This is a genomic window from Acinetobacter sp. B51(2017) (assembly GCF_003711395.1).
Taxonomy (GTDB): Bacteria; Pseudomonadota; Gammaproteobacteria; order Pseudomonadales; family Moraxellaceae; genus Acinetobacter.
In genome coordinates, this window is sequence record NZ_PJRJ01000010.1 from 51447 (window position 1) to 75806 (window position 24360).

Annotated in this window: 19 protein-coding genes and 2 tRNA genes; 8 read left to right on the top strand and 13 right to left on the bottom strand. The window is 41.0% G+C overall.

Annotation, left to right across the window (positions count from 1 at the left end):
* Nucleotides 1-5: 5 nt before the first annotated feature.
* From CYK47_RS06685 to CYK47_RS06720, 8 genes are all read right to left on the bottom strand, one after another.
* The gene (locus tag CYK47_RS06685; RefSeq protein ID WP_122900104.1) at nt 6-809 is read right to left on the bottom strand and encodes a putative RNA methyltransferase; all 804 of its coding nucleotides are present in this window, start codon (nt 807-809) and stop codon (nt 6-8) included.
* 58 nt (nt 810-867) lie between these two features.
* A complete protein-coding gene (gene mraY / locus CYK47_RS06690; RefSeq protein WP_122900107.1) occupies nt 868-1986 on the bottom strand; it encodes a phospho-N-acetylmuramoyl-pentapeptide-transferase in 1119 nt (372 codons plus the stop codon).
* Nucleotides 1987-3396, bottom strand: a complete 1410-nt coding sequence (locus tag CYK47_RS06695) for a UDP-N-acetylmuramoyl-tripeptide--D-alanyl-D-alanine ligase (protein WP_122900108.1) — start codon at nt 3394-3396, stop codon at nt 1987-1989. It lies immediately after the preceding gene.
* Nucleotides 3397-3405: 9 nt separating this feature from the next.
* The gene (locus tag CYK47_RS06700; protein ID WP_122900110.1) at nt 3406-4899 is read right to left on the bottom strand and encodes a UDP-N-acetylmuramoyl-L-alanyl-D-glutamate--2,6-diaminopimelate ligase; all 1494 of its coding nucleotides are present in this window, start codon (nt 4897-4899) and stop codon (nt 3406-3408) included.
* 7 nt (nt 4900-4906) lie between these two features.
* Nucleotides 4907-6733: a penicillin-binding protein PBP3 gene (ftsI, locus tag CYK47_RS06705; protein ID WP_122900112.1), complete on the bottom strand. Its 1827-nt coding sequence runs from the start codon at nt 6731-6733 to the stop codon at nt 4907-4909.
* 2 nt (nt 6734-6735) lie between these two features.
* Nucleotides 6736-7074: a cell division protein FtsL gene (ftsL, locus tag CYK47_RS06710; RefSeq protein ID WP_122900114.1), complete on the bottom strand. Its 339-nt coding sequence runs from the start codon at nt 7072-7074 to the stop codon at nt 6736-6738.
* The gene (rsmH, locus tag CYK47_RS06715) at nt 7074-7997 is read right to left on the bottom strand and encodes a 16S rRNA (cytosine(1402)-N(4))-methyltransferase RsmH (RefSeq protein ID WP_122900116.1); all 924 of its coding nucleotides are present in this window, start codon (nt 7995-7997) and stop codon (nt 7074-7076) included. The genes ftsL and rsmH overlap by 1 nt, the downstream gene beginning before the upstream one ends.
* Nucleotides 7998-8151: 154 nt before the next feature.
* Complete coding sequence (locus tag CYK47_RS06720; protein WP_122900118.1) at nt 8152-9168, bottom strand: sulfate ABC transporter substrate-binding protein; 1017 nt, start codon at nt 9166-9168, stop codon at nt 8152-8154.
* A gap of 484 nt (nt 9169-9652) precedes the next feature.
* On the opposite strand from CYK47_RS06720, the gene CYK47_RS06725 reads away from it, so the two are divergent.
* The 5 genes from CYK47_RS06725 to CYK47_RS06745 all read left to right on the top strand — a co-directional run bounded on the left by CYK47_RS06725 (nt 9653) and on the right by CYK47_RS06745 (nt 12260).
* Nucleotides 9653-9925, top strand: a complete 273-nt coding sequence (locus CYK47_RS06725) for a hypothetical protein (RefSeq protein ID WP_122900120.1) — start codon at nt 9653-9655, stop codon at nt 9923-9925.
* 126 nt (nt 9926-10051) lie between these two features.
* Entirely contained in the window at nt 10052-11560 is a 1509-nt protein-coding gene (gltX, locus tag CYK47_RS06730; RefSeq protein ID WP_122900122.1) for a glutamate--tRNA ligase, read from the top strand.
* Nucleotides 11561-11617: 57 nt separating this feature from the next.
* Nucleotides 11618-11693: transfer RNA gene (locus CYK47_RS06735), tRNA-Ala, on the top strand.
* A gap of 25 nt (nt 11694-11718) precedes the next feature.
* Nucleotides 11719-11794 (top strand) — tRNA-Glu (locus CYK47_RS06740).
* A gap of 124 nt (nt 11795-11918) precedes the next feature.
* Nucleotides 11919-12260: a zinc-ribbon domain-containing protein gene (locus tag CYK47_RS06745; RefSeq protein WP_122900124.1), complete on the top strand. Its 342-nt coding sequence runs from the start codon at nt 11919-11921 to the stop codon at nt 12258-12260.
* Between the two features lie 6 nt (nt 12261-12266).
* On the opposite strand, the gene CYK47_RS06750 is transcribed toward CYK47_RS06745, so the two are convergent.
* Both CYK47_RS06750 and ettA read right to left on the bottom strand, forming a co-directional pair.
* Nucleotides 12267-13196, bottom strand: a complete 930-nt coding sequence (locus tag CYK47_RS06750) for a cation diffusion facilitator family transporter (RefSeq protein ID WP_122900126.1) — start codon at nt 13194-13196, stop codon at nt 12267-12269.
* A gap of 199 nt (nt 13197-13395) precedes the next feature.
* Nucleotides 13396-15057 carry an energy-dependent translational throttle protein EttA gene (gene ettA, locus CYK47_RS06755; protein ID WP_122900128.1) on the bottom strand — a complete coding sequence of 554 codons (1662 nt, stop codon included), beginning with the start codon at nt 15055-15057 and terminating at the stop codon, nt 13396-13398.
* 315 nt (nt 15058-15372) lie between these two features.
* Here ettA and CYK47_RS06760 point away from each other — a divergent pair, with 315 nt between their 5' ends.
* The gene (locus CYK47_RS06760) at nt 15373-16650 is read left to right on the top strand and encodes an O-acetylhomoserine aminocarboxypropyltransferase/cysteine synthase family protein (RefSeq protein ID WP_122900130.1); all 1278 of its coding nucleotides are present in this window, start codon (nt 15373-15375) and stop codon (nt 16648-16650) included.
* A gap of 178 nt (nt 16651-16828) precedes the next feature.
* On the opposite strand, the gene CYK47_RS06765 is transcribed toward CYK47_RS06760, so the two are convergent.
* Nucleotides 16829-17686 carry an IS982 family transposase gene (locus CYK47_RS06765; protein ID WP_122900132.1) on the bottom strand — a complete coding sequence of 286 codons (858 nt, stop codon included), beginning with the start codon at nt 17684-17686 and terminating at the stop codon, nt 16829-16831.
* 219 nt (nt 17687-17905) lie between these two features.
* Between CYK47_RS06765 and CYK47_RS06770 the strand changes: the two genes are divergently transcribed.
* Nucleotides 17906-18793, top strand: coding sequence for an SDR family NAD(P)-dependent oxidoreductase (locus CYK47_RS06770; RefSeq protein ID WP_122900134.1), 888 nt, complete (start codon nt 17906-17908; stop codon nt 18791-18793).
* Between the two features lie 304 nt (nt 18794-19097).
* Nucleotides 19098-19400 (top strand): hypothetical protein, encoded by a 303-nt coding sequence (locus tag CYK47_RS06775; protein ID WP_122900136.1) that lies wholly within the window; start codon nt 19098-19100, stop codon nt 19398-19400.
* A gap of 26 nt (nt 19401-19426) precedes the next feature.
* On the opposite strand, the gene CYK47_RS06780 is transcribed toward CYK47_RS06775, so the two are convergent.
* The gene (locus CYK47_RS06780; RefSeq protein ID WP_122900177.1) at nt 19427-21604 is read right to left on the bottom strand and encodes a SulP family inorganic anion transporter; all 2178 of its coding nucleotides are present in this window, start codon (nt 21602-21604) and stop codon (nt 19427-19429) included.
* Nucleotides 21605-21878: 274 nt separating this feature from the next.
* Entirely contained in the window at nt 21879-24227 is a 2349-nt protein-coding gene (locus CYK47_RS06785) for a Tex family protein (protein ID WP_122900138.1), read from the bottom strand.
* Nucleotides 24228-24360: the final 133 nt, after the last annotated feature.

A 24360-nucleotide genomic window follows, 5' to 3' on the forward strand; every position in this document is an offset into this window, starting at 1 on the left:
TTTTGTTATTTCTTCTTAAATAAATAAATTTGGAACTGAGCATTTAATTCAAGACTTTCATTGGCTTCTAAAGCCTGACGACGCTCGGGTTTAGCCTTATAGGCATACGGGGTCATCGCAATTAGATTTTTTAAGTCACTTTGTTTGAGCTGCATAGGTGCATTAATCACAATGTCTTCAACCAATTCAAAAGCATCTTGTAACTGCTCGACAAACTTAGCTGAATCATGTGCTTTAACTTCTTCAAATAAAGCTTCACGCATGGCATATAAATGCTGTGCGGCAGGAGTCACTACCATTAAATACCCCTGATCTTTTAAGACACGTAAAATCTCTTGCTTAGGAATCGGGCTAAATAAACTGGTACATACGTCAATTGAGGCATCTAAAACAGGTAAAGTTGCGCCTGTGCCCACCACCCAAGTGACCTCTTTATTGAGTTTGGCGGCCACTTGTACTGCATTTTTAGCAATATCAACACCCACGCACTGTAACACTTCGGCTTGCATAGCATTGGTGTAATAACCTTCACCACAACCAATATCAAGTAAATTTTCGATGCGTAATTCAGCAATTTTTTGCACCACTGCTTGCTGTAACGCAGCGTAATGCCCTGCACTTAAAAAAGCACGACGTGCTTGTACCGACTCAGGCGTATCACCTGGATTCTTACTATGTTTATGCTGCACCACATGTAAATTGACATAGCCCTGTTTAGCCAAGTCATAACTATGACGATTTACACAGTGCCATGTTTTTTCTGTAAGACTCAGTTTTTCCCGACATACAGGGCACATGAGTAGGTTCATCATTTTCTCCAAAAACAAAAAAAGCCGGCAAATGCCGACTTTCTTTTTTACGATTTGCTTAACGCAATTTTAAAGTCATTAGACCTAAAACTACTAGCATAATTGTGATAATCCAGAAACGAATCACCACTTGCGTTTCACGCCAGCCTTTTTTCTCATAGTGATGATGCAATGGTGCCATTAAGAACACACGTTTATTACGCATACGTAATGAACCAATTTGTAAGAATACCGAAATGGCTTCTACTACAAATACACCGCCCATAATCGCAAAGACGATTTCTTGACGTACCATGACTGCAATGGTACCTAGCATCGCACCTAAAGATAATGCACCCACATCCCCCATAAATACTTGCGCAGGATGCGCGTTGTACCAAAGAAAAGCGAGGCCCGCACCAATCATTGCCGCACAAATCACCACCAATTCAGATGAATATTTCACATAAGGAATATGTAAATACGTGGCAAAACGTACATCACCAGCCAGATAAGCAAATACGCCTAAACCTGCTGCCACCAAGACAATTGGCATAATCGCCAAACCATCTAAGCCATCAGTTAGGTTGACTGCATTAGATGCACCGTTAATCACCAAATAAGTAAAGATAATAAAACCAATACCCAGTGGGATAATCGACAATGGAATCGAAATTTCTTTAAAGAATGGAATCAAAACATCCAACATAGACGCTGTTTGCGCCGCAGTCGGTTGTAGCGTTGCGATGTAATACAATGCAATACCTGCACCTATTGAACCGACAGAAGTCCAAAAGAATTTCTTACGCGCAGGTAAGCCAGCATTGTCTTTATAACGGATTTTAATCCAGTCATCCGCCCAGCCCACAGCACCAAAGATCACCATTACCGCCAGTACAATCCAAACATAAGGGTTGCTTAAATCTGCCCAAAGTAAGGTTGAAATACCAATAGACAATAAGATCAGTAAACCACCCATGGTTGGGGTGCCCATTTTTTTGGCATGCCCTTCAGGTGCATAGCTACTCACTGCCTGACCATATTTTAAGGCTTGTAACTTACGGATCATATAAGGGCCGAGCGCAAGGCCAATCCCAAGTGCAGTGAGGACACTTAATAGTGCACGTAGCGTTAGATAACGTACTACACCAAACGAGTCATGATAACTCGCTAAGTGTTCGAACAACCAGAGTAGCATTTACAGTTTCTCCATCAATTGCGCCATCAACGTTTCCATATGGGTATAACGAGAACCTTTAAACAGGAAACTCATGGATTGCGTTTGATGTGTTTCGACTAGACTAATTAAAAGAGGTAAGGCTTGTTCTTGAGTTAAGAAGGCCTGCATTTTTTTACCATATTGGGTGCTGCGCGCCCCTTCTTGTGCTGCAGGGGCAAATTCACCCACTGCCACGACAAAATTTAAGCCTTTGACTGAGACTAAATCACGACCCAGTTTATAGTGCTCAATCGCAGCGGCTGCGCCTAATTCACCAATGTCACCAATCACCATCACGCGAATGCCCTCTTGCTTGGCGAGCACTTCAGCAGCAGCACGCATTGAGCTTGGGTTAGCGTTGTAAGTATCATCAATAAATAAATAATTTTTATGTGGAATAAAGTTAAGACGCCCTTTGGCACCTTGGGCTTGCTCTAAACCTTGCACGATATCTTGTAAATCAATGTCTAAAGCCAAAGCAAAAGCCACCGCTGCTAAAGCATTTTGTACGTTGTGCTCACCCGCGAAAGGTAACTGCACTCGGCTGGTAGCTTGGGGGGTGTTTAAGGTAAATGTGGTTTCTTGTGGCTGCAATTCAATGTCAGTGGCAAAAATATCGCCACCTTGACCAAAACTTAAGATTTTTTCATTCTGTATGGCAGTTTTAATTTGCGCAGTAAAGTCATCATCACTTGGGAAAATAGCTGTACCGTCTTTGGCAATGTGCGCATAAATTTCTGATTTTGCGCGACAAATACCATCACGACCACCAAATTCACCTAAATGTGCAGTCCCAATATTTAAGATGCCTGCCACATGTGGCTGCACTAAATTTGAGGTGTAATCAATTTCGCCTTGATGATTAGCGCCCAATTCCATCACTGCATATTGATGCTCAGGGCGTAGCTCAAGCAACATCATCGGTACGCCTAAATCATTATTTAGATTACCGCGAGTAATCAGCGTTGGCGCAAGACGCGATAAAATACTACCGAGCATTTCTTTGGTGGTGGTTTTACCACTACTTCCCGTTAAAGCAATCACTTTAAGTTGCGGATTATGCTGACGACGATAAGCACCCAAAGCACCTAAGGCCAAACGCGTATCACTCACCACCAATTGGCAAATATCAACCTCTACAGGATGACTGACAATGGCAATTTGACAGCCTTTTTCCGCCACTTGTGCAACAAAGTCATGCGCATCAAAACGCTCACCTTTTAAAGCTAAAAAGGCATCCCCTGCCTCGGCATGGCGTGAGTCGGTTAAAATACGTTTAATCTCGCCTTGAGGCACTTGGTGATTATGCCAATGCCCTTGGGTGGCTGCGGCAAGTTGCTCGGCTGTCCACGGCTCTAAAGGCACGGTACTGGTGGTTGAGGTATGCATGTTATTTTCCTATTGTGCTGGATAGCCACGATTGACCTGATGAGGCATATTCAGCGCAGCTTGTACTTCAACAACGTCGTCAAACCAATGACGCACGCCATTAATTTCTTGATAATTTTCATGGCCTTTACCAGCAATCACCACAATATCGCCAGCTTTAGCATGTTGTACTGCAAATTTAATCGCCTCACGACGGTCATGAATTTCATGGACACGATGGCTGCTAAAGTCAATCCCAGCTTTCATGTCGGCAAAAATTTGAGCAGGATCTTCAGTACGCGGGTTATCTGAGGTGAGCAAGGCGACATCCGCACCTTGTAATGCCGCTTGGGTCATTAGCGGACGTTTACCACGATCACGGTCGCCACCACAGCCAAATACCGCCCATAAATCTTGCGATACATGACGTTTTAAGGTTTGTAACACTTGAATGAGGGCATCTGGAGTATGCGCATAATCAACGACAAATAAGCGCTCGTCATCACGAATCACTTGCATACGCCCTGGTGCACCTTTGAGCTGTGGCGCTGTTGCAATTAAATCAGTTAATGCAAAACCAGCTTGCTCGGCAGACACCAAAACCGCAACTAAATTCTCGACGTTAAAGTGACCGAGTAATGGGCTTTGTACAAAAAATTCGCCTTGTGCAGTGAATAGTTTGAAGCTCGCGCCACTTAAGCTGTATTCAATATCTTGAACTTGGTAATCCGCCACTTGGGTGGTTGAATAAGTCAGGATTTTAGGTTGTGACGGATTATTTTTTGCCGCTTGTAACATGATTGGCGCGTGTTCATCATCAATATTGATAATGGCGACTTTTAAGCTTTCAAAAGCAAATAACGCGGCTTTCGCTTCTGCATAAGCTTCTAAAGTACCGTGATAATCCAAATGATCACGGCTTAAATTACTATAAGCGGCAATTTCAATATCACAGCCATTTAAACGACCTTGTTCTAAACCATGTGAACTGGCTTCAATCGCAGCAAATTTAGCACCTTGCTGCGCATATTGATGCAAAGCAGTTTGCAGATGTAGGGCATCTAAAGTGGTATGCGAAGATGCTTCTAGGTGGGGTAAAATCCCATTACCTGTAGTGCCCATCACCGCACATTGTTTGCCTTGCAACATTAAAAGCTCGGCTACTAAACGCGAAATAGTGGTTTTACCATTGGTACCAGTGACTGCCAAAATACGTGCCGCTGTGACAGGCTGCGTTGCTTGTAAATATTGTTTTTGCCACTTACCCATTAAATGACGTACGTTTGCAATCACAAGGCTATTTTCTAAGCCTAAATCTGTCTCAGAAATAACAGCTAAAGCACCATTTTGTAGGGCACTTTGCGCAAATTGCAGGGTTTTTTCAGGTTGTGAAAAACTAGTCAGGGCAATAAAAATTTGCCCTGGCTGTACTTGACGACTATCTAGTTGAAAGCCCTGAAAGGATTGTGTCATCCAAGTTGCGCTTTGTTCGGTCGGATAAAGCTGTTGAAATGTAATTGACATTGCTCACCTATTTATTGGGCTTTTGGCTCTCTAAGGGTTTATCTAAAGGTACGTTGAGTAAACGTAAAGATTCTTGCATGACACGCGCGAAGACCGGTGCTGAAACCGTTCCACCGTAGTAACTACCTTTTGGATTTTCTACCACAACCACCATGGCTAAACGTGGATCACTTACGGGTGCAACCCCTGCAAATAAAGCACGATATTCACTGGTTGAATAGCCTTTACGGTCGGCACGTAATTTATGTGCTGTCCCTGTTTTCCCTGCAACACGATAACCCGGAATCGTGGCGCGGGTTGCTGTACCACCTGGTTGGGTTGCAGTTTCCATCATCAATAATACTTGATCGGCAATTTTGGCATCAATCATTTGCTCACCTTGTGGTAAACCTTCAAGTTTGTACAAACTTAATGGCATTTTTTTACCTTTATTGGCAAGCATCGCATAAGCATCTGCCATTTGCAGCACAGTCGCATTTAAACCATAGCCATAAGACATGGTCGCCACTTCCGACACATTCCATTTGCTTGGTGGCAAGATTAAACCCGCACTTTCACCAGGGAATTTCACCGCAGAACGGCTACCAAAGCCTAAACGCTTATAGAAGGTCGGTAAGGTTTCATAAGGTAAAGATAGCGCCAATTTCGCCACACCAACGTTAGATGATTTTTGAATGATGCCACCTAAGGTTAAAACACCATAGTTATGCGTATCACGAATGGTATGGTTACCCACACGCATGCTACCCGGTGAGGTATTCACTACGCTATTAACGTTATATTTACCACTTTCTAGCGCCATGGCGACAGTCAGTGGCTTCATGGTCGAACCCGGTTCAAATGAGTCTACCGCGCCACGGTTACGCATGGCATCTTTGTTTTCTAAGCCTTTTTTATCATTAGGGTTATACGACGGCCAACTTGCCATCGCCAAAATTTCACCCGTTTTCACATCTACCGCAATCGCTGTGGCAGAACGGGCATTATTGGCAATCCCCGCTGCGGTTAATTCACGATACATAATATATTGCAAGCGCGAATCAATACTTAGGGTAATGTTTTCACCGTGCTCCACTTCACGCAGCACGTCTGGATCTTTCACCCGATTGCCTTTTTTGTCACGCAAAATACGCTGCTCACCAGCCACACCTGATAAACGGCTATTGAGCTGCATTTCTAAACCTTCAATCCCCGTGCCTTCGCTATTGGTTAAACCAATAATTTGCGCACTTGGCTGCGGCTGCGGATAGTAGCGTTTGTAATTTTTTTCGGTATAAACCCCTTGAAAATTACGCCCAACAATCATTTCCGCTTGTGGTGGTGGCACTTCTTTTTTGAGCACGACATAACGTGAGTTTGGACGTGCATAGACTTTTTTGCGTAACTCGGCTCGATCCATGCCTACCGCATCAGCAAGTTCATCCAAATTTAAGTTTTTGTCAGGCAATTGACGTTTTAACTTATTGTTGGTTGGATCAACAGCAAGTTTGGCTTTGGTCTCGTCATAGAGTTTTTTATTTTCAAAATAATCTTGTGGATCGATCACCACATTCATAATGGGCGTACTAATCGCCAATGGCACACCATGACGGTCGCTAATTACCCCACGCATGGGCTTAATTTTTTCGGTGCGTACCATATTGGCATTGGCTTTATTTTGTAAGAATTCTTTATCGATGATCTGCACAAAGAAGGCGCGTCCTACCAACACTAGAAACACAGCTAGCACCACGCCCCACATTAAGTAGAAGCGCCACATATCTACACTTAAAGTATTTTTTTCAGTAATAGACTGCTTTTTTTTCCGCGTAGGTTTTTTCTGCGAATCGGCCATACTTATTGTTTCTGTTCAGAGTTCATCGGTAAAGAAATCACGACAGTTTGTGCTGCCGGAGGTGAATACATACGTAATTGGGTGACTGCACGCGTGCCAATTTGCGCGGTCGCACCAAAGGTTTGTTGCTCAATCAGCAAACGCCCCCATTCTGCATTGAGCGCTTCTTTTTCACGATTCAAGCTACTCAGTTGACGATAATCATGACGGTATTCAAACACTTGAAATACCACCATCATGGCACTGATAAAGACCAAAGCGATCAACAGCGCATAGCTTAGATTACGCTTTAAAACTAATTTTGATTGAGGTTGATCGGCAATTTGTTCTTCAGTTTTCATTATTCGCCTTTAGCAGCTAAACGTTCTGCAACACGCAACCATGCACTACGCGAACGTGGATTGGCTTTTACTTCAGCTTCGCTAGCTTTAACACGTTCAATTTTCTTTAAACGACGCGTATCTTGGCGCTGTTGTGGCATGCCCCAGCTATGGTCTTCTGCTAAAGTCGATTCTTTTTGAATGAACTGTTTAATTAAACGGTCTTCTAAAGAATGGAAACTAATTACAGCCAAACGACCCTGTGCTTTTAATACATCCACGGCTTGAGGTAAAAAAACTTCCACGTCTTCTAATTCTTTGTTAATGGCAATACGAATGGCTTGGAAAGTACGTGTTGCGGCATGTTTATTTTTTTCCCATTTTGGATGGGCAACTTTTACAATTTCAGCCAATTCACCTGTAGTTGCAATATAACCTGCAGCTTTAATGGCTTTAGCAATACGACGACTATAACGCTCTTCGCCATATTGGAAAATAATATTGGCTAATTTTTCTTCTTCAATTTCAACCAACCATTCCGCTGCGGTTGGACCTTTGGAGTTATCCATACGCATATCCAATGGTCCACTATGCATAAAGCTAAAACCACGTTCTGCTTGATCAAGCTGCGGTGAAGATACGCCTAAGTCCGCCATCACGCCATCAACTTCATAAATACCACGCGCTGCAAGTTCTTGTTTTAAATCTGCAAAGCTAGCGTGAATAATCTCAAAACGTGGATCTTCTTGTTGTAATTGATATGCCACTTCTAAGGCTTGCGGATCTTTATCAAAACCATAGACTTTGGCATTGGCATCTAATTTGGACAGTAATAAGCGTGTATGTCCGCCTCGTCCAAAGGTGCCATCTACATAAATCCCTGTATTGCGCTCTGCAACTAAAGCATCAACGGTTTCGTGAAGTAATACAGAAATATGGGACATAGCACTCTTAAAGTAAGTAAAATTGTAACTGCACATTATCACTTGCTTTTCATCAAGTGCCAAACGACTTTTTGTAGGGAATTTTTATTTTTCATAGAGAAAACCGTTTTAGCTAAAAAAAGCCCCCAATTGGGAGCTTTTTATCATCAAAGTATTAACGTTTAGTGTTATAAATTTGATCGAAGATCGCACCATTAGCAAAGTGAGTTTGCTGTGCTTTGGCCCAACCACCAAAAACCTCATCAATGGTAAAGGTCTTTAATTTAGGGAATTGATGCGAATATTTGGCTAAAATTTCTGGATTACGCGGACGGTAATAATGACGTGCCGCCATGTCTTGACCGAGTGGTGAATACAAGTAGTTGATATAACCTTGTGCTAACCATTTGTTACCATTTTTCTCAACAGTACGATCCACAATCGCCACAGAAGGTTCAGTTAAAATCGTCATCGATGGATAAACAATATCAAACTTGCCTTTGCCCAACGCTTTTTGGGTCACTAAAGCTTCGTTTTCCCAAGTCAACAACACATCACCAATACCACGTTCAGCAAAGGTCGTCATTGAAGCGCGCGCTGCTGAATCCATGACTTTAACGTTATGGTACATTTTACCAACAAACTCTTTGGCTTGTGCTTCATTACCACCTGGTTGTTTTAAAGCATAACCCCAAGCAGATAAATATACCCAACGCGGTAAACCACCAGTTTTTGGATTTGGGGTAATAATTTGCACACCCGACTTAGTTAAGTCTGACCAATCTTTAATGCCTTTTGGATTACCTTTACGCACCATAAATACAATGGCAGAGGTATAAGGTGCTGAGTTATGTGGAAACTCTTTTTGCCAGTTTTTTTGAATTTGACCTGATTTTACAATTTCTTCAATATCATTGGCTAAGGCTAAAGTTACCACATCGCCTTTTAAACCATCGACCACTGAACGCGCTTGCTTACCAGAACCACCATGGGATTGTTTAAAATCTACTGATAAACCAGTTTTGCTTTTCCAATATTGTCCAAACGATTTATTAAACTCGTCGTAAAATTCGCGGGTTGCATCATAAGATACGTTTAAAAACTGACGGTCTGCAGCTTGTGCAGCTGTGCCAAATGCCATACCACCGAGCAACAATACTGTACTCATTAAAGTCTTCAATTGCATTTTCATGGCAAAGTTAATCCATTATCTATATTGATGCTAAATATATGAAATATATTTATAAACTTCAATTCTAGTCATGTAATCCAAACCACGTTTAAGCTGTGTTTTTTGCAGCTAAAAATATGTTTTTTATTAAAAAATTAGGCTGAAAGTGTGTATATAGCTTTTTATGATTAACATATGCATAAAACATATATTAAGTTGTATGAGTGAATATAATCATCTCCTGCTACAGCATCGTACATTTTAAGCACTAGAATACTTACAAGCACCTTAACTTGCATATTTTTGTAAAAATTGCTTAACTAAACAGCAGTTGTTACTTATCTTCACCTTATCTTCATAGTTGTTTGTTAAAAATTATTTTTATAGCAAGCTTGTTCTTTTTTAGTAAATATTGTGGTTGTGCTGTACATTTGCCACGACTTCAATGCTTAAATATTCAAGCTTAAATTTTATCTAAAACTTTATGTCATGAAAGGGGACGTTTATGTTAAAACTTATTCCTGTACTTTTACTAACTGGGCTGTTGGGTCAAGCGCATGCCGCAGGTGTAGTCAATAACGCAACTAAAGCGAAATCGGCTGAAAAAAGCTCGTTAATTGAAAAAGCATTAACTCAAAAACAAGAGAATCCCGATTTAAATGCGACCAGCTTAAAACTGATGACCACTATTAAAACCAAACCAAGTCAAAGTATTTTAGCAGCTCAAAATCAGAGCTTCTCGCGTTTTGTGCAGTCATTATTTAGTTCAAATTCTTGAAAAAATAATCTAAAGCGCTTTATCCCTTTCTAAGCGTTTTATTGATTTGAGCCCAATTAACATCAATGTAATTGGGCTTTTTCGTTATAATAGCCATTAGTTACTTTTCTAAAGAAAAAGAGTGTTATGACCGTTCGTACTCGTATTGCCCCATCTCCTACTGGTTTTCCCCATGTAGGTACTGCTTATATCGCATTGTTTAACCTCTGCTATGCTAAACAGCACGGTGGGGAATTCATTTTACGTATTGAAGATACCGACCAATTACGCTCAACACCTGAATCTGAAAAAATGATTTTAGATTCATTGCGTTGGTTAGGTCTAAACTGGTCTGAAGGTCCAGATGTCGGCGGTCCACACGCACCTTATCGTCAATCTGAACGTATGCATATTTATAAGCAATATGCTTTAGAATTGGTTGAAAAAGGTCATGCATTCTATTGTTTCGCAACAGCGGAAGAGTTAGATCAAATGCGTATCGAACAACAAGCGCGTGGCGAAACACCGCGTTATGATGGTCGTGGCTTATTATTAGCAGAAGAAGAAGTACAACGTCGTTTAGCAGCGGGCGAACCACATGTCATTCGTATGAAAGTACCCGCTGAAGGTACCTGCAAAATTAACGATTTGCTGCGTGGGGAAGTCGAAATTCCATGGGCACAAGTCGACATGCAAGTGTTACTTAAAACTGATGGCTTACCAACTTACCATTTAGCTAACGTAGTCGATGACCATTTAATGGAAATCACCCACGTATTCCGTGGCGAAGAATGGTTACCATCTGCGCCTAAACATCAATTGTTATACCAATACTTTGGTTGGGAAATGCCTGTACTGTGCCATATGCCATTGTTGCGCAACCCAGATAAATCAAAACTTTCTAAACGTAAAAACCCAACATCAATTAACTATTACAAAGACATTGGTGTACTACCAGAAGCCTTACTCAACTACTTAGGTCGTATGGGTTGGTCTATGCCTGACGAGCGTGAGAAATTCACATTGGCTGAAATGATCGAAAACTTTGACATCCAACGTGTGTCTTTAGGTGGCCCGATCTTTGATGTGGAAAAACTCAATTGGTTAAACGGTCAGTGGATTAAAGGTTTAACACCAGCTCAATTGCTGGATACTTTATTGGCTTGGAAAGCGGATCGTCAAACCTTAGAAGACATTGCAGCAGCGATTCAACCACGTATTAACTTATTGTCTGAAGCGGTAAATTGGTCGGCGCATTATTTCAACCATTTCCCAAGCTTAACTAAAGAGCAATTTGTCAGCAAAAAATTGACTGAAGAACAAGTGCGTCAAAGCTTACAGTTTGCGATTTGGCGCTTAGAAAGTAGCTTTACATGGAACAATGATACCGTGAGCCAAATCTTGATGGATTTAGCCGCACAAATGGAAATTAAACTACGTGACTTTATGCCTGCGTTCTTTATTGCCATTGCAGGTTCGACTGCATCTACCCCTGTGATGCAAACCATGGTGACAATTGGCCCTGATTTAACCTTCGCTCGTTTACGTCATGCTTTAGAAATTGTCGGTGGTCCAAGCAAAAAAGAGCTAAAAGCGTGGGAAAAACTCAATCAAAGCCTGCAATTGCCTAAAAATGAAGCAGTTGATGAAGCTTAATTAAAATAACTGTTGACGTGTGGGCTCAATATCCCTAATATAGCCCACACACAGACTGGGGTCATAGCTCAGTTGGTAGAGCGCTACAATGGCATTGTAGAGGTCAGGAGTTCGATCCTCCTTGACTCCACCAAGTTCTTACCTGTGTTGCCTCACTTGTCCCTATCGTCTAGAGGCCTAGGACATCGCCCTTTCACGGCGGTAACCGGGGTTCGAATCCCCGTAGGGACGCCATATTCAAGATGGCGGAAACGTTATCTTATAAAAAAGCTCAAGCATTAAGACTTGGGCTTTTTTATTGCCTGTTATTTTGGCTTTCCTGTTAAAATACGCTATAGATTAAAATTATGGAGTTGCAATGCAATACCGTTGCCCACAATGCCAAAGCCCAAAAATCATGCCTGTTGCCCAAGTCGGTGCACCTGCACCACGCCCTGTTGTGCCAAAAAGCTTAGTATTTTTAATTCCATCTGTGTTTGTGTTACTACTGCTTGTGATCATTAGCATTGCGATGTGGATTTTTGGTGACGGTGCAGGTTCAACTTTACAAGCGATTACTGTTGCGGTGTTTGTACTGTGTTTAATTGCCGGCTTTATGTTCTATAAAGACTTACCTGACTTTAAACTCTCTATGCAAGCCTTTATGCAATCACAAAAGAAATGGAAATGCCGTCAGTGCAACCATGAGTGGCAAATCTAAGCCAGCTTAATGCGAATGTTTAGCATGATCATGTGCTGCATGATCATGTGTCACATTACAATTGAATTGCTCAATTTGTAAGGTACTTTGATTAATAGCATAAGTGTGTTGCAGTAAATGCAGCGCCTCTTGATACAATACTTGTTGATCTGCATGTGGCGCATATAAATGCACCGCTAAATGAATATTCTTAGAACTAATTGCCCATACTTTGAGTTGATGAATCTCCTCCACCCCATTGAGTGCCAACAAATCACGGCGTAAGCTTTCGATATCAATTTCTTCTGGCACACCTTCCAATAGAATATGAATACTTTGTTTGAGTAACAGCCAAGTACGTGGTAACACCCAAAAACCAATTAACACGGCAATCACGGTATCTACCCACATCCAACCGGTAAAATAAATTACAATTGCCGCAATAATCACTCCAACCGAACCAAGCGCATCACTCAATACTTCTAAATACGCCCCTTTTACATTTAAGCTTTCTTTTGAGCTTGCAAATAAAATCCGCATCGAAATTAAGTTAATGATCAGTCCCAGTATTGCCACACTGAGCATAGCTAGACTTTGAATTTCAGCAGGTTGACTAAAACGCTGATAAGCCTCATACACAATATAAATGGCAACCGCAAATAACATTAAAGCATTAAATAATGCTGCTAAAATTTCAAAGCGCTGATAGCCAAAGGTGCGTTTATTATCGGCTGGTAATTTGCCAATTTTGATCGCCAATAAGGCAATGGCGAGCGCTGCTGCATCGGTAAACATATGTGCAGCATCTGACAAAAGTGCCAAACTTTGCGTGATAAAACCAGCAATAATTTCAACAACTAGAAAACTGCTGGTCAGTAATAGCGCAAAACTGAGTTTTTTTGCATTATCTTCTGTCACTAGCGCATGAGAATGATCATGTCCATGATGTTCAGCCATTCATCACCTTCTGATTTATTAAAGAATTCTTATTGTGATATGCAGCATAACAAGCACATGCAACGTAATAAAATTACATTAGAAAAAGAAAAAGGGCTCAATTGCATAACTCATACACTATTTTAATCGCATGATCTCAGCAATAAAAAAACCAGCCCAAAGGCTGGTTTTTTTATTTTAAAACTGGAACAACTAAAAATTAATTACCAATTTTGCGATATTTTTGACGCTTAGTCACAAGATCATCACCATCACGTTTTTGGCGATATGCTTCAAATTCTGCATAGTTACCTGTGAAGAATTCAGGCGTTTCACCTTCAAATGACAAGATGTGCGTTGCAATACGGTCGAGGAACCAACGGTCATGCGAGATCACCATTACAGTACCAGGGAAGACTAAAATTGCATCTTCAAGTGCACGTAAAGTTTCGATGTCTAAGTCGTTTGACGGTTCATCGAGTAAGATTACGTTAGCGCCCATTTGCAGGATCTTGGCAAGTTGTAAACGGTTACGTTCACCACCTGACAATTGACCGACACGTTTTTGCTGATCTTGGCCTTTAAAGTTAAAGCGGCCAATGTACGCACGAGATGCAATTTCGTAATCGCCAATACGTAAGATATCTAAACCGCCAGAAACTTCTTCCCAAACGGTTTTGTTGTTATCTAAGGTGTCACGAATCTGACCTACGTAAGCCACTTTCACTGACTCACCAAGCGTTACCGTACCAGTATCTGGTTGTTGTTCGCCAGTCATCATACGGAATAGTGTGGTCTTACCCGCACCGTTCTCACCAACAATACCCACAATCGCAGCTGGTGGTACAACGAATGATAAATCTTTATAAAGAGTACGATCACCAAACGATTTGCTGATGCCTTCTACTTCTACTACCTTGTTACCTAGACGTGGACCAGGTGGAATGTAGATTTCAGAAGTTTCGTTACGTTGTTGGAATTCACGCGAGTTAAGCTCTTCAAAGCGCTCCATACGTGCTTTGTTTTTCTTTTGCTGACCTTTAGCATTTGAACGAACCCATTCAAGTTCTTTTTTCAATGCTTTAGCAAAAGATTCTTCTTGCTTGTTCTCTTGCTCTAGGCGGGCATTTTTCTGCTCTAACCAAGAAGAGTAGTTACCTTGGTATGGAATACCCATGCCACGGTCAAGTTCAAGAATCCATTCAGCCACGTTATCTAAGAAGTAACGGTCGTGCGTAATCGCAACGATGGTACCTGGGAAGTCTTTTAAGAAACGTTCTAACCAAGATACAGATGAAGCATCTAAATGGTTCGTTGGTTCGTCTAGAAGCAACATATCTGGCTTAGACAATAATAGACGGCATAGTGCAACACGACGACGCTCACCACCAGATAACTTAGATACATCTGCATCCCAAGCTGGAAGGTTTAACGCAGCAGCCGCTTGATCCATTTGGTTGACAATATTATGTGCATCCCAAGCATGGATAATCGCTTCTAGCTTCTCTTGTTCTTTAGCAAGTGCATCAAAGTCAGCATCTTCAGCTGCATATTCAGCAAATACTTCGTCAAGGCGCGCTAAAGCATCAAGCGGTTCACGTAAACCATCTTCTACGTTACCACGAACATCTTTGCTTTCGTCCAAAGGTGGTTCTTGCTCTAGATAACCGATTTTAATGCCTGGTTGTGCACGAGCTTCACCAGAGAAATCTTTATCTACGCCAGCCATAATACGAAGCAAGGTTGATTTACCTGCACCGTTTAAACCAAGCACACCAATTTTGGCACCTGGGAAGAATGATAAAGAGATGTCTTTTAAGATTTCGCGTTTCGGCGGAACCATTTTCGACACACGGTTCATCGTGTAAATATATTGGGCCACGCAGGACTCCTCAATAGTAAAACCAAATCGGGGACATAAAGCACTCAATCCCCATACTCAAATGAGCAGAAAAAATAATCGCTCATTATACGCAGAAAGTCTAGAAAACATAAGCCATTCCAACGAAGTTCAATGCCTTGTTACAAGTTTAATCACGTTTATTTTTTAAACAATGCTTTATGAATATCTGCAGGTCATAGATTTCAGACAATATATAAACCAAGTCGATATACATTTGAATATTAGTGTAGTTTTCGTCATATCGTTTTATGCTAATCTTTTTAGAAATTTCCACCTCTAAGAAGATCACTGATTATGCAATATAAAGCAGAAACTTTAGCAATTCATGCAGGTTATAGCCCAGAACCCACTACCAAAGCTGTCGCAGTTCCCATCTATCAAACTACATCTTATTCATTTGATAACACCCAGCACGGTGCAGATCTTTTTGACCTTAAAGTTCAAGGTAATATTTACACCCGTATTATGAACCCAACCACAGCGGTGCTAGAACAACGTGTTGCCGCACTTGAAGGCGGGATCGGTGCATTGGCTTTAGCCTCAGGTATGGCTGCCATTACCTACGCGATTCAAACCATTGCTGAAGCGGGTGATAATATTGCATCAGTATCGACCTTATATGGCGGTACTTATAATTTATTTGCCCACACGCTACCCAAACAAGGCATTGAAGTTCGTTTCTTTGATTATCAAAAGCCTGAAAGCTTACGTGATCTGATTGATGAAAAAACCAAATTAGTGTTTGTAGAATCGATTGGTAATCCTCTAGGCAATATCATCGACCTTGAAGAAATTTCGAAAATTGCCCATGAATACGGTGTACCAGTCATCGTAGACAATACGGTGGCAACACCTGTATTACAAAAATCTTTCGATTTTGGTGCAGATATTGTGGTGCATTCATTGACTAAATATATTGGCGGTCACGGGACATCTATTGGTGGCATGATTGTCGATAGCGGTAAATTCCCTTGGGGCAAATACCCAGAACGCTTCCCTGTATTGAATACACCAGACCCAAGCTATCACGGGGTCAATTATGTCGAAGCATTAGGTACTGCAGCGTATATCGCGCGTGCTCGTGTTGTTCCTCTACGTAATACCGGTGCGGCGATCAGTCCACAAAATGTGTTTTTAATTTTGCAAGGTTTAGAGACCTTAAGCCTCCGTATGGAACGTCATACTGAAAATGCATTAAAAGTGGCAGAATACCTTGAGCAACACCCGAAAGTAAAATGGGTCAATTATGCTGGTTTACCGAACCACCCTCAGCATGCTTTGGCACAAAAATATGTCAAAGGTAAACCATCTGCAATTTTATCTTTTGGTGTACAAGATGGTCGTGAAGGCGGCACACGTTTTATTGATGCGCTGCAATTATTTACACGTTTAGTTAATATTGGCGATGCAAAAAGCTTAGCTTGCCACCCTGCAACGACAACACATCGCCAACTCAGCCCTGAAGAGCTTCAATCTGCAGGCGTGAGTGAAGATATGGTTCGTCTATCGATTGGTATTGAGCATATCGATGATTTGATTGCTGATTTAGAACAAGCCTTAGCTGCGGTTTAAGCTACTAATGCAAGAAAAGCCATCTGTAAAGATGGCTTTTTTGATGTAGAAGTTCAATATTTAAGGCTGGTATACTTTTTTCTGCTGTGATAAAACAAGTGAAAATTAGAGCAATTACTCTAGTTTATTTATTGTTTTCAATAACTTAAAACAACCCGAATCATGAATAAGCCTGATTTTACATCTTTATAAATTGAGGCTTATTTTGATGACAGATTTGATAAGCACAGAGTGATGCATAAATCCCTGCGAAATAACCTGAAATGGAACGATGGCGACTGCTTACTAGGTTGTATTGTTGCTTCAATAAGCTAAAGATCGTCTCTATTTTATTGCGTTGTCTCAGCATGATTTCATCCTTTGATGATAGCTGCACTCTTCGCATGTTCTTGCGATGATACGTAATTAATTCAACACCTTGCGCTCCTAGCTTATCTCTTAGAATCTCACTAATATAGCCGCGATCGCCAAAGATCTTACCAATGTAACCTTGAGCGAGCCTTGGCAGAAGCTTGATATCTGAAGTATGGCCATTCGAAAGTTGGGTGTGAATAAATTGACCCTGAGCATCCACCAATACATGCAATTTGCATCCATAGAACCAACCCATTGAGCTTCTACCTCGTGTGGCAATTTGTTTTAAAGATTTATGGCGCTGAATACGCTGATTTTTACATACAGGTAGAGTTGTAGAGTCAACCCAAGCACACGTTGTTTGAGCATTGGAAGCTAAAGAAATATGTAATGCTTGAAGTGCGAGTTGATGTTGGTTGATCAAATAAACGATCCGTTGATAGGATGGTAATGCTTTAAAAAGCTTGGAGTAAAAGCGCTTTATCATCCCATAAAAGGCTTTGAAATGATGAAGTTGAGAGTTTTTATACCAAACTGCGATAAAGATAATTTCAGATAAGCATAGAACACCTGATCGCTGTCTGACTTTAGGGTTTTCTTGTTTTAGATACTGCCAATAGACCGCTTCATTTTTTTGAAAAAAATCATCAATTGTGCAGAATAAAGTTGTAAACTCGAACATAAGATGGCTGATTAATAAAAGTGTGTGGTAACTCTCTTATCAACTCAGTCATCTTTTCTTTCAACTGAATTTCTTATCCATGATTCGGGTTAAAACAGTGAATTTTCTTAAATTATTCGCTATGATATCTCTACTGGATCTTGCATAGTTTTTAAGCAAACTGTGTGAAAAATATAAAAACAATTTTAAACCACATATTTCAAATCAGGGATAACCCAAGTGAAAGCTAGACTACAGAAACAGTTGAAAAAAAGCATCCAAGGCAAAATTATTCTAATTACAGGTGCCTCAAGTGGAATTGGTTTAACCACAGCACATAAATTGGCGGATGCAGGAGCACATGTTCTACTGCTTGCACGTACCAAAGAAACGTTAGATGCAGTCAAAGCAGACATTGAAGCACGTGGTGGCATGGCGTCTGCCTATGCATGTGATTTAAATAATTTAGAAGAAATTGATGCAGTTTCAGCACAAATTCTAGCCGACGTTGAACATATTGATATTTTAATCAACAACGCTGGACGTTCAATTCGTCGCGCTGTACATGAATCCTTTGATCGTTTTCATGATTTTGAGCGCACTATGCAACTCAATTATTTTGGCTCAGTACGTTTAATTATGAATTTACTGCCAAAAATGATGATGCGTCATGAAGGGCATATTATTAACATTAGCTCGATTGGTGTATTGGCCAATGCGACGCGCTTTTCGGCTTATGTTGCTTCTAAGGCTGCACTTGATGCCTTTAGTCGCTGCTTATCTGCCGAAGTACATTCACACAATATTGCCATTACCTCCATTTATATGCCATTGGTGCGCACACCAATGATTGCTCCAACCAAGATTTATAATTACGTACCAACTTTATCACCTGAACAAGCAGCCGATTTAGTGGCGAATGCCATTTTAAAACGTCCAAAGAAAGTGGCAACCTGTTTAGGTCATTTAGCGTCTATGACCTATGCCATTGCGCCAGATGTAAATAATAAATTAATGTCGATTGGTTTTAACCTGTTCCCAAGTTCTAGCGCTTCGGTGGGTAAACCACAAAAGCTTAATTGGGTACAAAAAGCGTATGCACGCATTTTCCCAGGCGAACATTGGTAAGTTTGCCAAAATGCCAGTCCTAGACTGGCATTTTTTTTACCCTGCATAAGACGCTTTTATTAAGAAATTTTCACTACGGAGCGCGAATTTAAATTTTAAAATGCCCTGCTTGCCGCACTACTATTGTGACTCATATCTTGCCAATTCAACTTAAAAGCCTTATTTTTCTTAGCGATTGATTGAACTTATATATCGGATGACTGGGTATTTCCTGCTTGATGTTGACGATTTTCAGCCAATTTTTATGTGTATTTAGGCATATAAATTGGATTAACTCCTACCTATAAATGATTGAATTTTAACTATGAAGTGGCACATTATTTTGGTTTATGCTTTTTTGGCATTTGCTCTGTTTTTGGGGTATGGCATTATTCGCAGTATCTATTTACAAAATTATCAACTGATGGAAATTGTTGCCGATATGGGGGCAATTTTAATTTGTTTAGATTTAGCAGCTTCTACTTATTTTTTAAAGCTGGTCAAACACCCCACAGAAAAAACTGCACCACAACTACCTAAGGTACAACGTGTGGTTAAAGTGACCCGTAAAGTCGGCCACTTTGGCATTATGCTGATTATCTGTGGTTGGGTCGTGCCTATGCTATAAAAAAGAGCGCTTAAGCGCTCTTTTTTTTACTCATGTAAAAACTGAACTCTTCCAGTTTTTACATCATAAATTGCGCCTACAATGGCAATCTGCCCTTGCTCATATAATTGTTTTAATACAGCGCTATGCTCCAGAATATAGCCAATGTTATACAGCACATTCATACGCGTTACTTGGTCAATAAAAGCAGGGCTTAAATCGCGTGGCTGCATTAAACTATGCACGCTATTGACTGATTCCATTAACGGTCCTAATACATATTGAATATGTGGCATCCCCGCAACATCTTCAATTTTTTGATTGCTTAAACGTAGTTGGCAGGCACTGCTTACTGCACCACAATCGGTATGCCCTAATACTACAATGACTTTAGCACCCTTAGCTTGGCAAGCAAATTCCAGTGAACCTAACACCTTCTGCCCTGCTACATTGCCTGCAATGCGTAAACTAAATAGATCACCAATACCTACATCAAAAATCATCTCAGTGGGGGCGCGTGAATCCATACAGCCTAGTACGGCGGCAATCGGATGTTGACCTTCATCAGCAGTGACGCGAATTTGACGGTAAATATCTCGTTGTAAACGCTCATTGGCTACAAAGCGTTGATTGCCCTCTTGTAAAATCGTCAACACCTGCTGTGGGCTTAGGTTGCGCTGTACATCGGCAGTGGCAATATCAATATCGAGTACAGCATCATCAATCTCTGGATAATGTTGTTTAAAGCCAATCAGTTTTAAATCAATTTTACGTTGTACAGCGGTTTCATTTTGATAGTCCTGAATTACATCGTAAATATCAGGATCAATACTATGACAATGCGTGGCATCAATAATCAATTGTTCATGTTTATGCACATGCGACAATGCAGTAATTAAGCTAGAGCGGTTTAAAAATGTCACTTGTGAAGGCAGTTCAATTCGCGTTACCACACCATGTAAATGCTTTTCTTTATAGATACGCACACCTTTATGTAGGTTGCCATATAAAATAAAGCCGGCACTCACCGCCAGACCAATCAAAATCCCCATCAATAAATCGGTGAATAAAATTGCCAATAAGGTAATAATAAACGGTAAAAACTGTTTCCAACCTTTTGCTAGCATTTGCTTAAACAGTCTAGGATGGGTCAGTTTAAAACCAGTAATGATCAAGATCGCTGCCAGTGCAGACAACGGAATCATATTCATTAGCGGTACAAAAAATACCACTGCCAATAATAATAAAATACCATGGGTAATGCTTGAACATTTACTGCGTGAACCGGCATTGGCATTTACCGAACTGCGTACAATCACCGAAGTTAACGGCATACCACCAATCAAGCCAGATGCCATGTTACCTACGCCCTGCGCCCACAATTCACGGTTCGGTGGTGATGAGCGTTTATAGGGATCGAGTTTATCGGCAGCTTCTAAATTCAGCAGGGTTTCTAGTGATGCAACAACTGCTAAGGTAATCGCGCCCGTGTAAATTAGCGGCTCTGCTAAATAGCTCCAATCTGGAAAAATAAATACTGCACTTGGATTGGCTAAAATATTAGGTAACTGAATTAAATTTTGGCTTTGAATACTCAGCCCTAAGGTACTTAAGACAAAATTTAAAATTGCCGCCAGTAAAACCGCGATGAGTGCTGAAGGTAAGAGTAGCTTTTTCAAAGGACTAGCATCCCAAGCCAACATCACCAAAACACTTAAAATACCAATTGCGGCAGCTATGGTATCAACCTGTGCCATAGAAATTTCATGGATGCTGCCCCAACTAAAATCAGTAATTCCAAACAAATACGGAATTTGACTTAAAATAAGAATGACACCAATGGCTGCCAATAAACCCAAAATCACGTTATTAGGCACAAAATTAGCAAAGAAACCTAACTTAAATACGCCAAACAACAATTGCAGTACACCCGCAAAAATGACCGACAATAAAAAAGCGGCATAATTGCCGCCCAATTGTTCTAACTGCATTAAGATGACTGCAGTTAAGCCTGCAGCTGGCCCTGCAACACTAATATGTGAGCCACTAAGCATACCCACCACAATCCCACCGACAATACCCGCGATAATACCGGCCATAATTGGTGCGCCAGAGGCTAAAGCAATGCCTAGACAAAGTGGTAGTGCCACTAAAAAAACCACTGTACCAGACAGTAAATCTTTAAGATGAAACTTACTTTTTTCTGCTAAATTCAACATAATAATTAACCATTTATAATAAATATCGAGTCTCAAAAACACATCGACTCAAAGCGTGCTGGGCTTTTACCCTCAAAAAAAACCCGCAGCCAATATGCTTGATTTTTACTCAATTTTTATAGACTATTTATGCTGTCAAATTGTGTGATTTTTATGCTTTTTTACAACACTTCAGATTAGCTTCAGCTAACTTTGTTATGTTGGGCAATTTTGCAATCTTAAGTTTCATTCAACCATAAAAAAACCTCCCCGAAGGGAGGTTTTTAGAGTGCTTAAAAGATTATTTCGAACCTTTAATCCCTGCTTGTAAAAGGAGTGCACCTAAACCACCAATTTTTTGCTCTTGTGGTTTTTGGTTTTGTGGTTTTTTCGCTTGTGGACGTTCGCCTTGCGGACGTTGTTGCTGTGGGCGTTTCGCTTGTGGCTTACGTTCAGCACGTTGCTCAGTTGGCTCACGACGTGGACGTGGTGCTTTTACTGGCTGTGAACCTTCTGGACGCATGGATAAATTCACACGGTTACGTTCAGCATCAACATTAAGTACACGTACTTGTACGATTTGACCTGGTTTCACCACTTTATGTGGATCAGCGACAAATTCATTAGCAAGTTCAGAAATATGTACTAAACCATCTTGATGTACGCCAACATCTACAAAGGCACCAAAGTTAGTGACGTTGGTAATCACACCTTCTAAAGTTAGGCCTTCGGTCAGTTGTTTAACATCAGTAATATCATCACGGAACTTAGCAGTACGGAATTCAGGACGTGGATCACGACCCGGTTTTTCAAGTTCGCTTAACACATCTTGAATCGTCGGTAGACCCACTTTTTCGTCGACAAACTCTTCTGCATTCACTTGGCGAATAATTTCAGCATTGCCAATGATGTCTTTTACGGTTGTACCTTTGGCCGCCACAATTTTAGCCACTAAAGCATAGCTTTCAGGGTGTACCGCAGAAGCGTCCAGTGGTTCGCTACCGTCTTGAATACGTAAGAAACCTGCCGCTTGTTCAAAAGTACGCTCGCCTAAACGCGGTACATTTTTAAGTGCAGTACGCGCTTCAAAACGACCGTGTTCTTTACGGTATTCCACGATTTGCTGAGCAATGGCTTTATTTAAACCTGCGATATAACCCAAAATTGCTGAAGATGCAGTGTTTACATCTACACCCACAGCGTTCACACAGTCTTCAACTATAGCATCAAGGGTTTTAGCTAAACCAGTTTGGTTAACGTCATGTTGATATTGACCAACACCAATCGATTTAGGCTCAATTTTTACCAATTCAGCCAATGGATCTTGTAAACGACGCGCAATTGACACTGCACCACGAATCGATACATCTAAATCTGGTAATTCTTGTGCTGCTAATTCAGAGGCCGAATACACCGACGCACCTGCTTCAGACACTGTAACGCGAGTTAAATTCAGATCGCTGTTGGCAGCCATCATTTCAGCCACAACGCTTTCTGTTTCACGGCTTGCTGTACCGTTACCAATCGCGATTAAATCAACATTGAATTCACGGCATAAACGCGCAAGTTCTGCAATCGCACCAGCTTTATCTTCTTTTGGTGCAAATGGATACACAGTGCTATGGGCAACTACATCACCTGAAGCATTCACAACCGCAAGTTTTACACCAGTACGGATACCAGGATCGACACCTAAAGTCGTGCGTGCACCTGCTGGTGCAGAAAGTAGCAGATGACGTAAGTTTTCAGCAAATACATTCATCGCCTCAGATTCAGCAGCTAAACGCTTTTCAGTCAGTAAAGAATGTTCGATACTTGGACGAACTTTGCCTAACCAAAATAGTTTAGCAGTTTGCTTTAAAAACTCTTGGCGTGCAGTTGGTGCAACTGCATCTAAGTTGTATTCAGTTTCAATACGTGCGATTGGCGCAGCATCTTCACCATCTACTTTTAGACCCAATACGTTTTCTTGACGACCACGTAACATCGCGAGTAAACGGTGCGATGGCACTTTATTTAGGTTTTCAGAGAAATCGAAGTAATCGCGGAATTTCTTACCCACTTCTTTTTTCTCGTCCGACACAACTTGGCTTTTAAGTAGCGCAGTTTTGGCAAACATGGCTTTTAGTTCAGCAGTTAAGGCAATGTTTTGGGCCCATTCATCAATAATGATGTGCTGAATGCCATCAAGCTGGCTGTCTAAATCCGCGTAGTTTTCATGGCTAAAGCCTGTTAATGCAATGCTTGGCTCAACTTCTTCGCTTAAAATTTTTGCTGCGATGTCACCCAAACCTGCTTCTTTGGCTTTAAACGATTTGCTGGTACGTTTTGGACGGTAAGGTGCGTAAATTTCTTCTAATGCATTTTTAGTTTCTGCCGCATTCACACGCGCTAATAAATCATCAGATAGTTTATTTTGTTCTTTGAGTGATTCGATTACTTTTTCGCGGCGCTCGAACAAATCACGTAAATACGATAAACGCGTATCGAGTTGGCGTAACTGCGTATCGTCTAAGCCTTGAGTTACTTCTTTACGGTAACGCGCAATAAATGGAACGCTGGCCCCTTCGTCAATCAGCTTAATGGCAGCTTCGACTTGATTTGGACGTACGGCAATTTCTTTTGCCAACTGCTGAACTAAGTCAGTCATCGTGTTGATCCCACAAGGATAAGTACTAAATGCCATGATTATAAAGACCAAGACTATAAAATCCACATTTGTTTTCGTAAATTTATGCTTGGTTGTTCTTGCCAATTTGGTATAGTTTTACTTAAGCGCACAA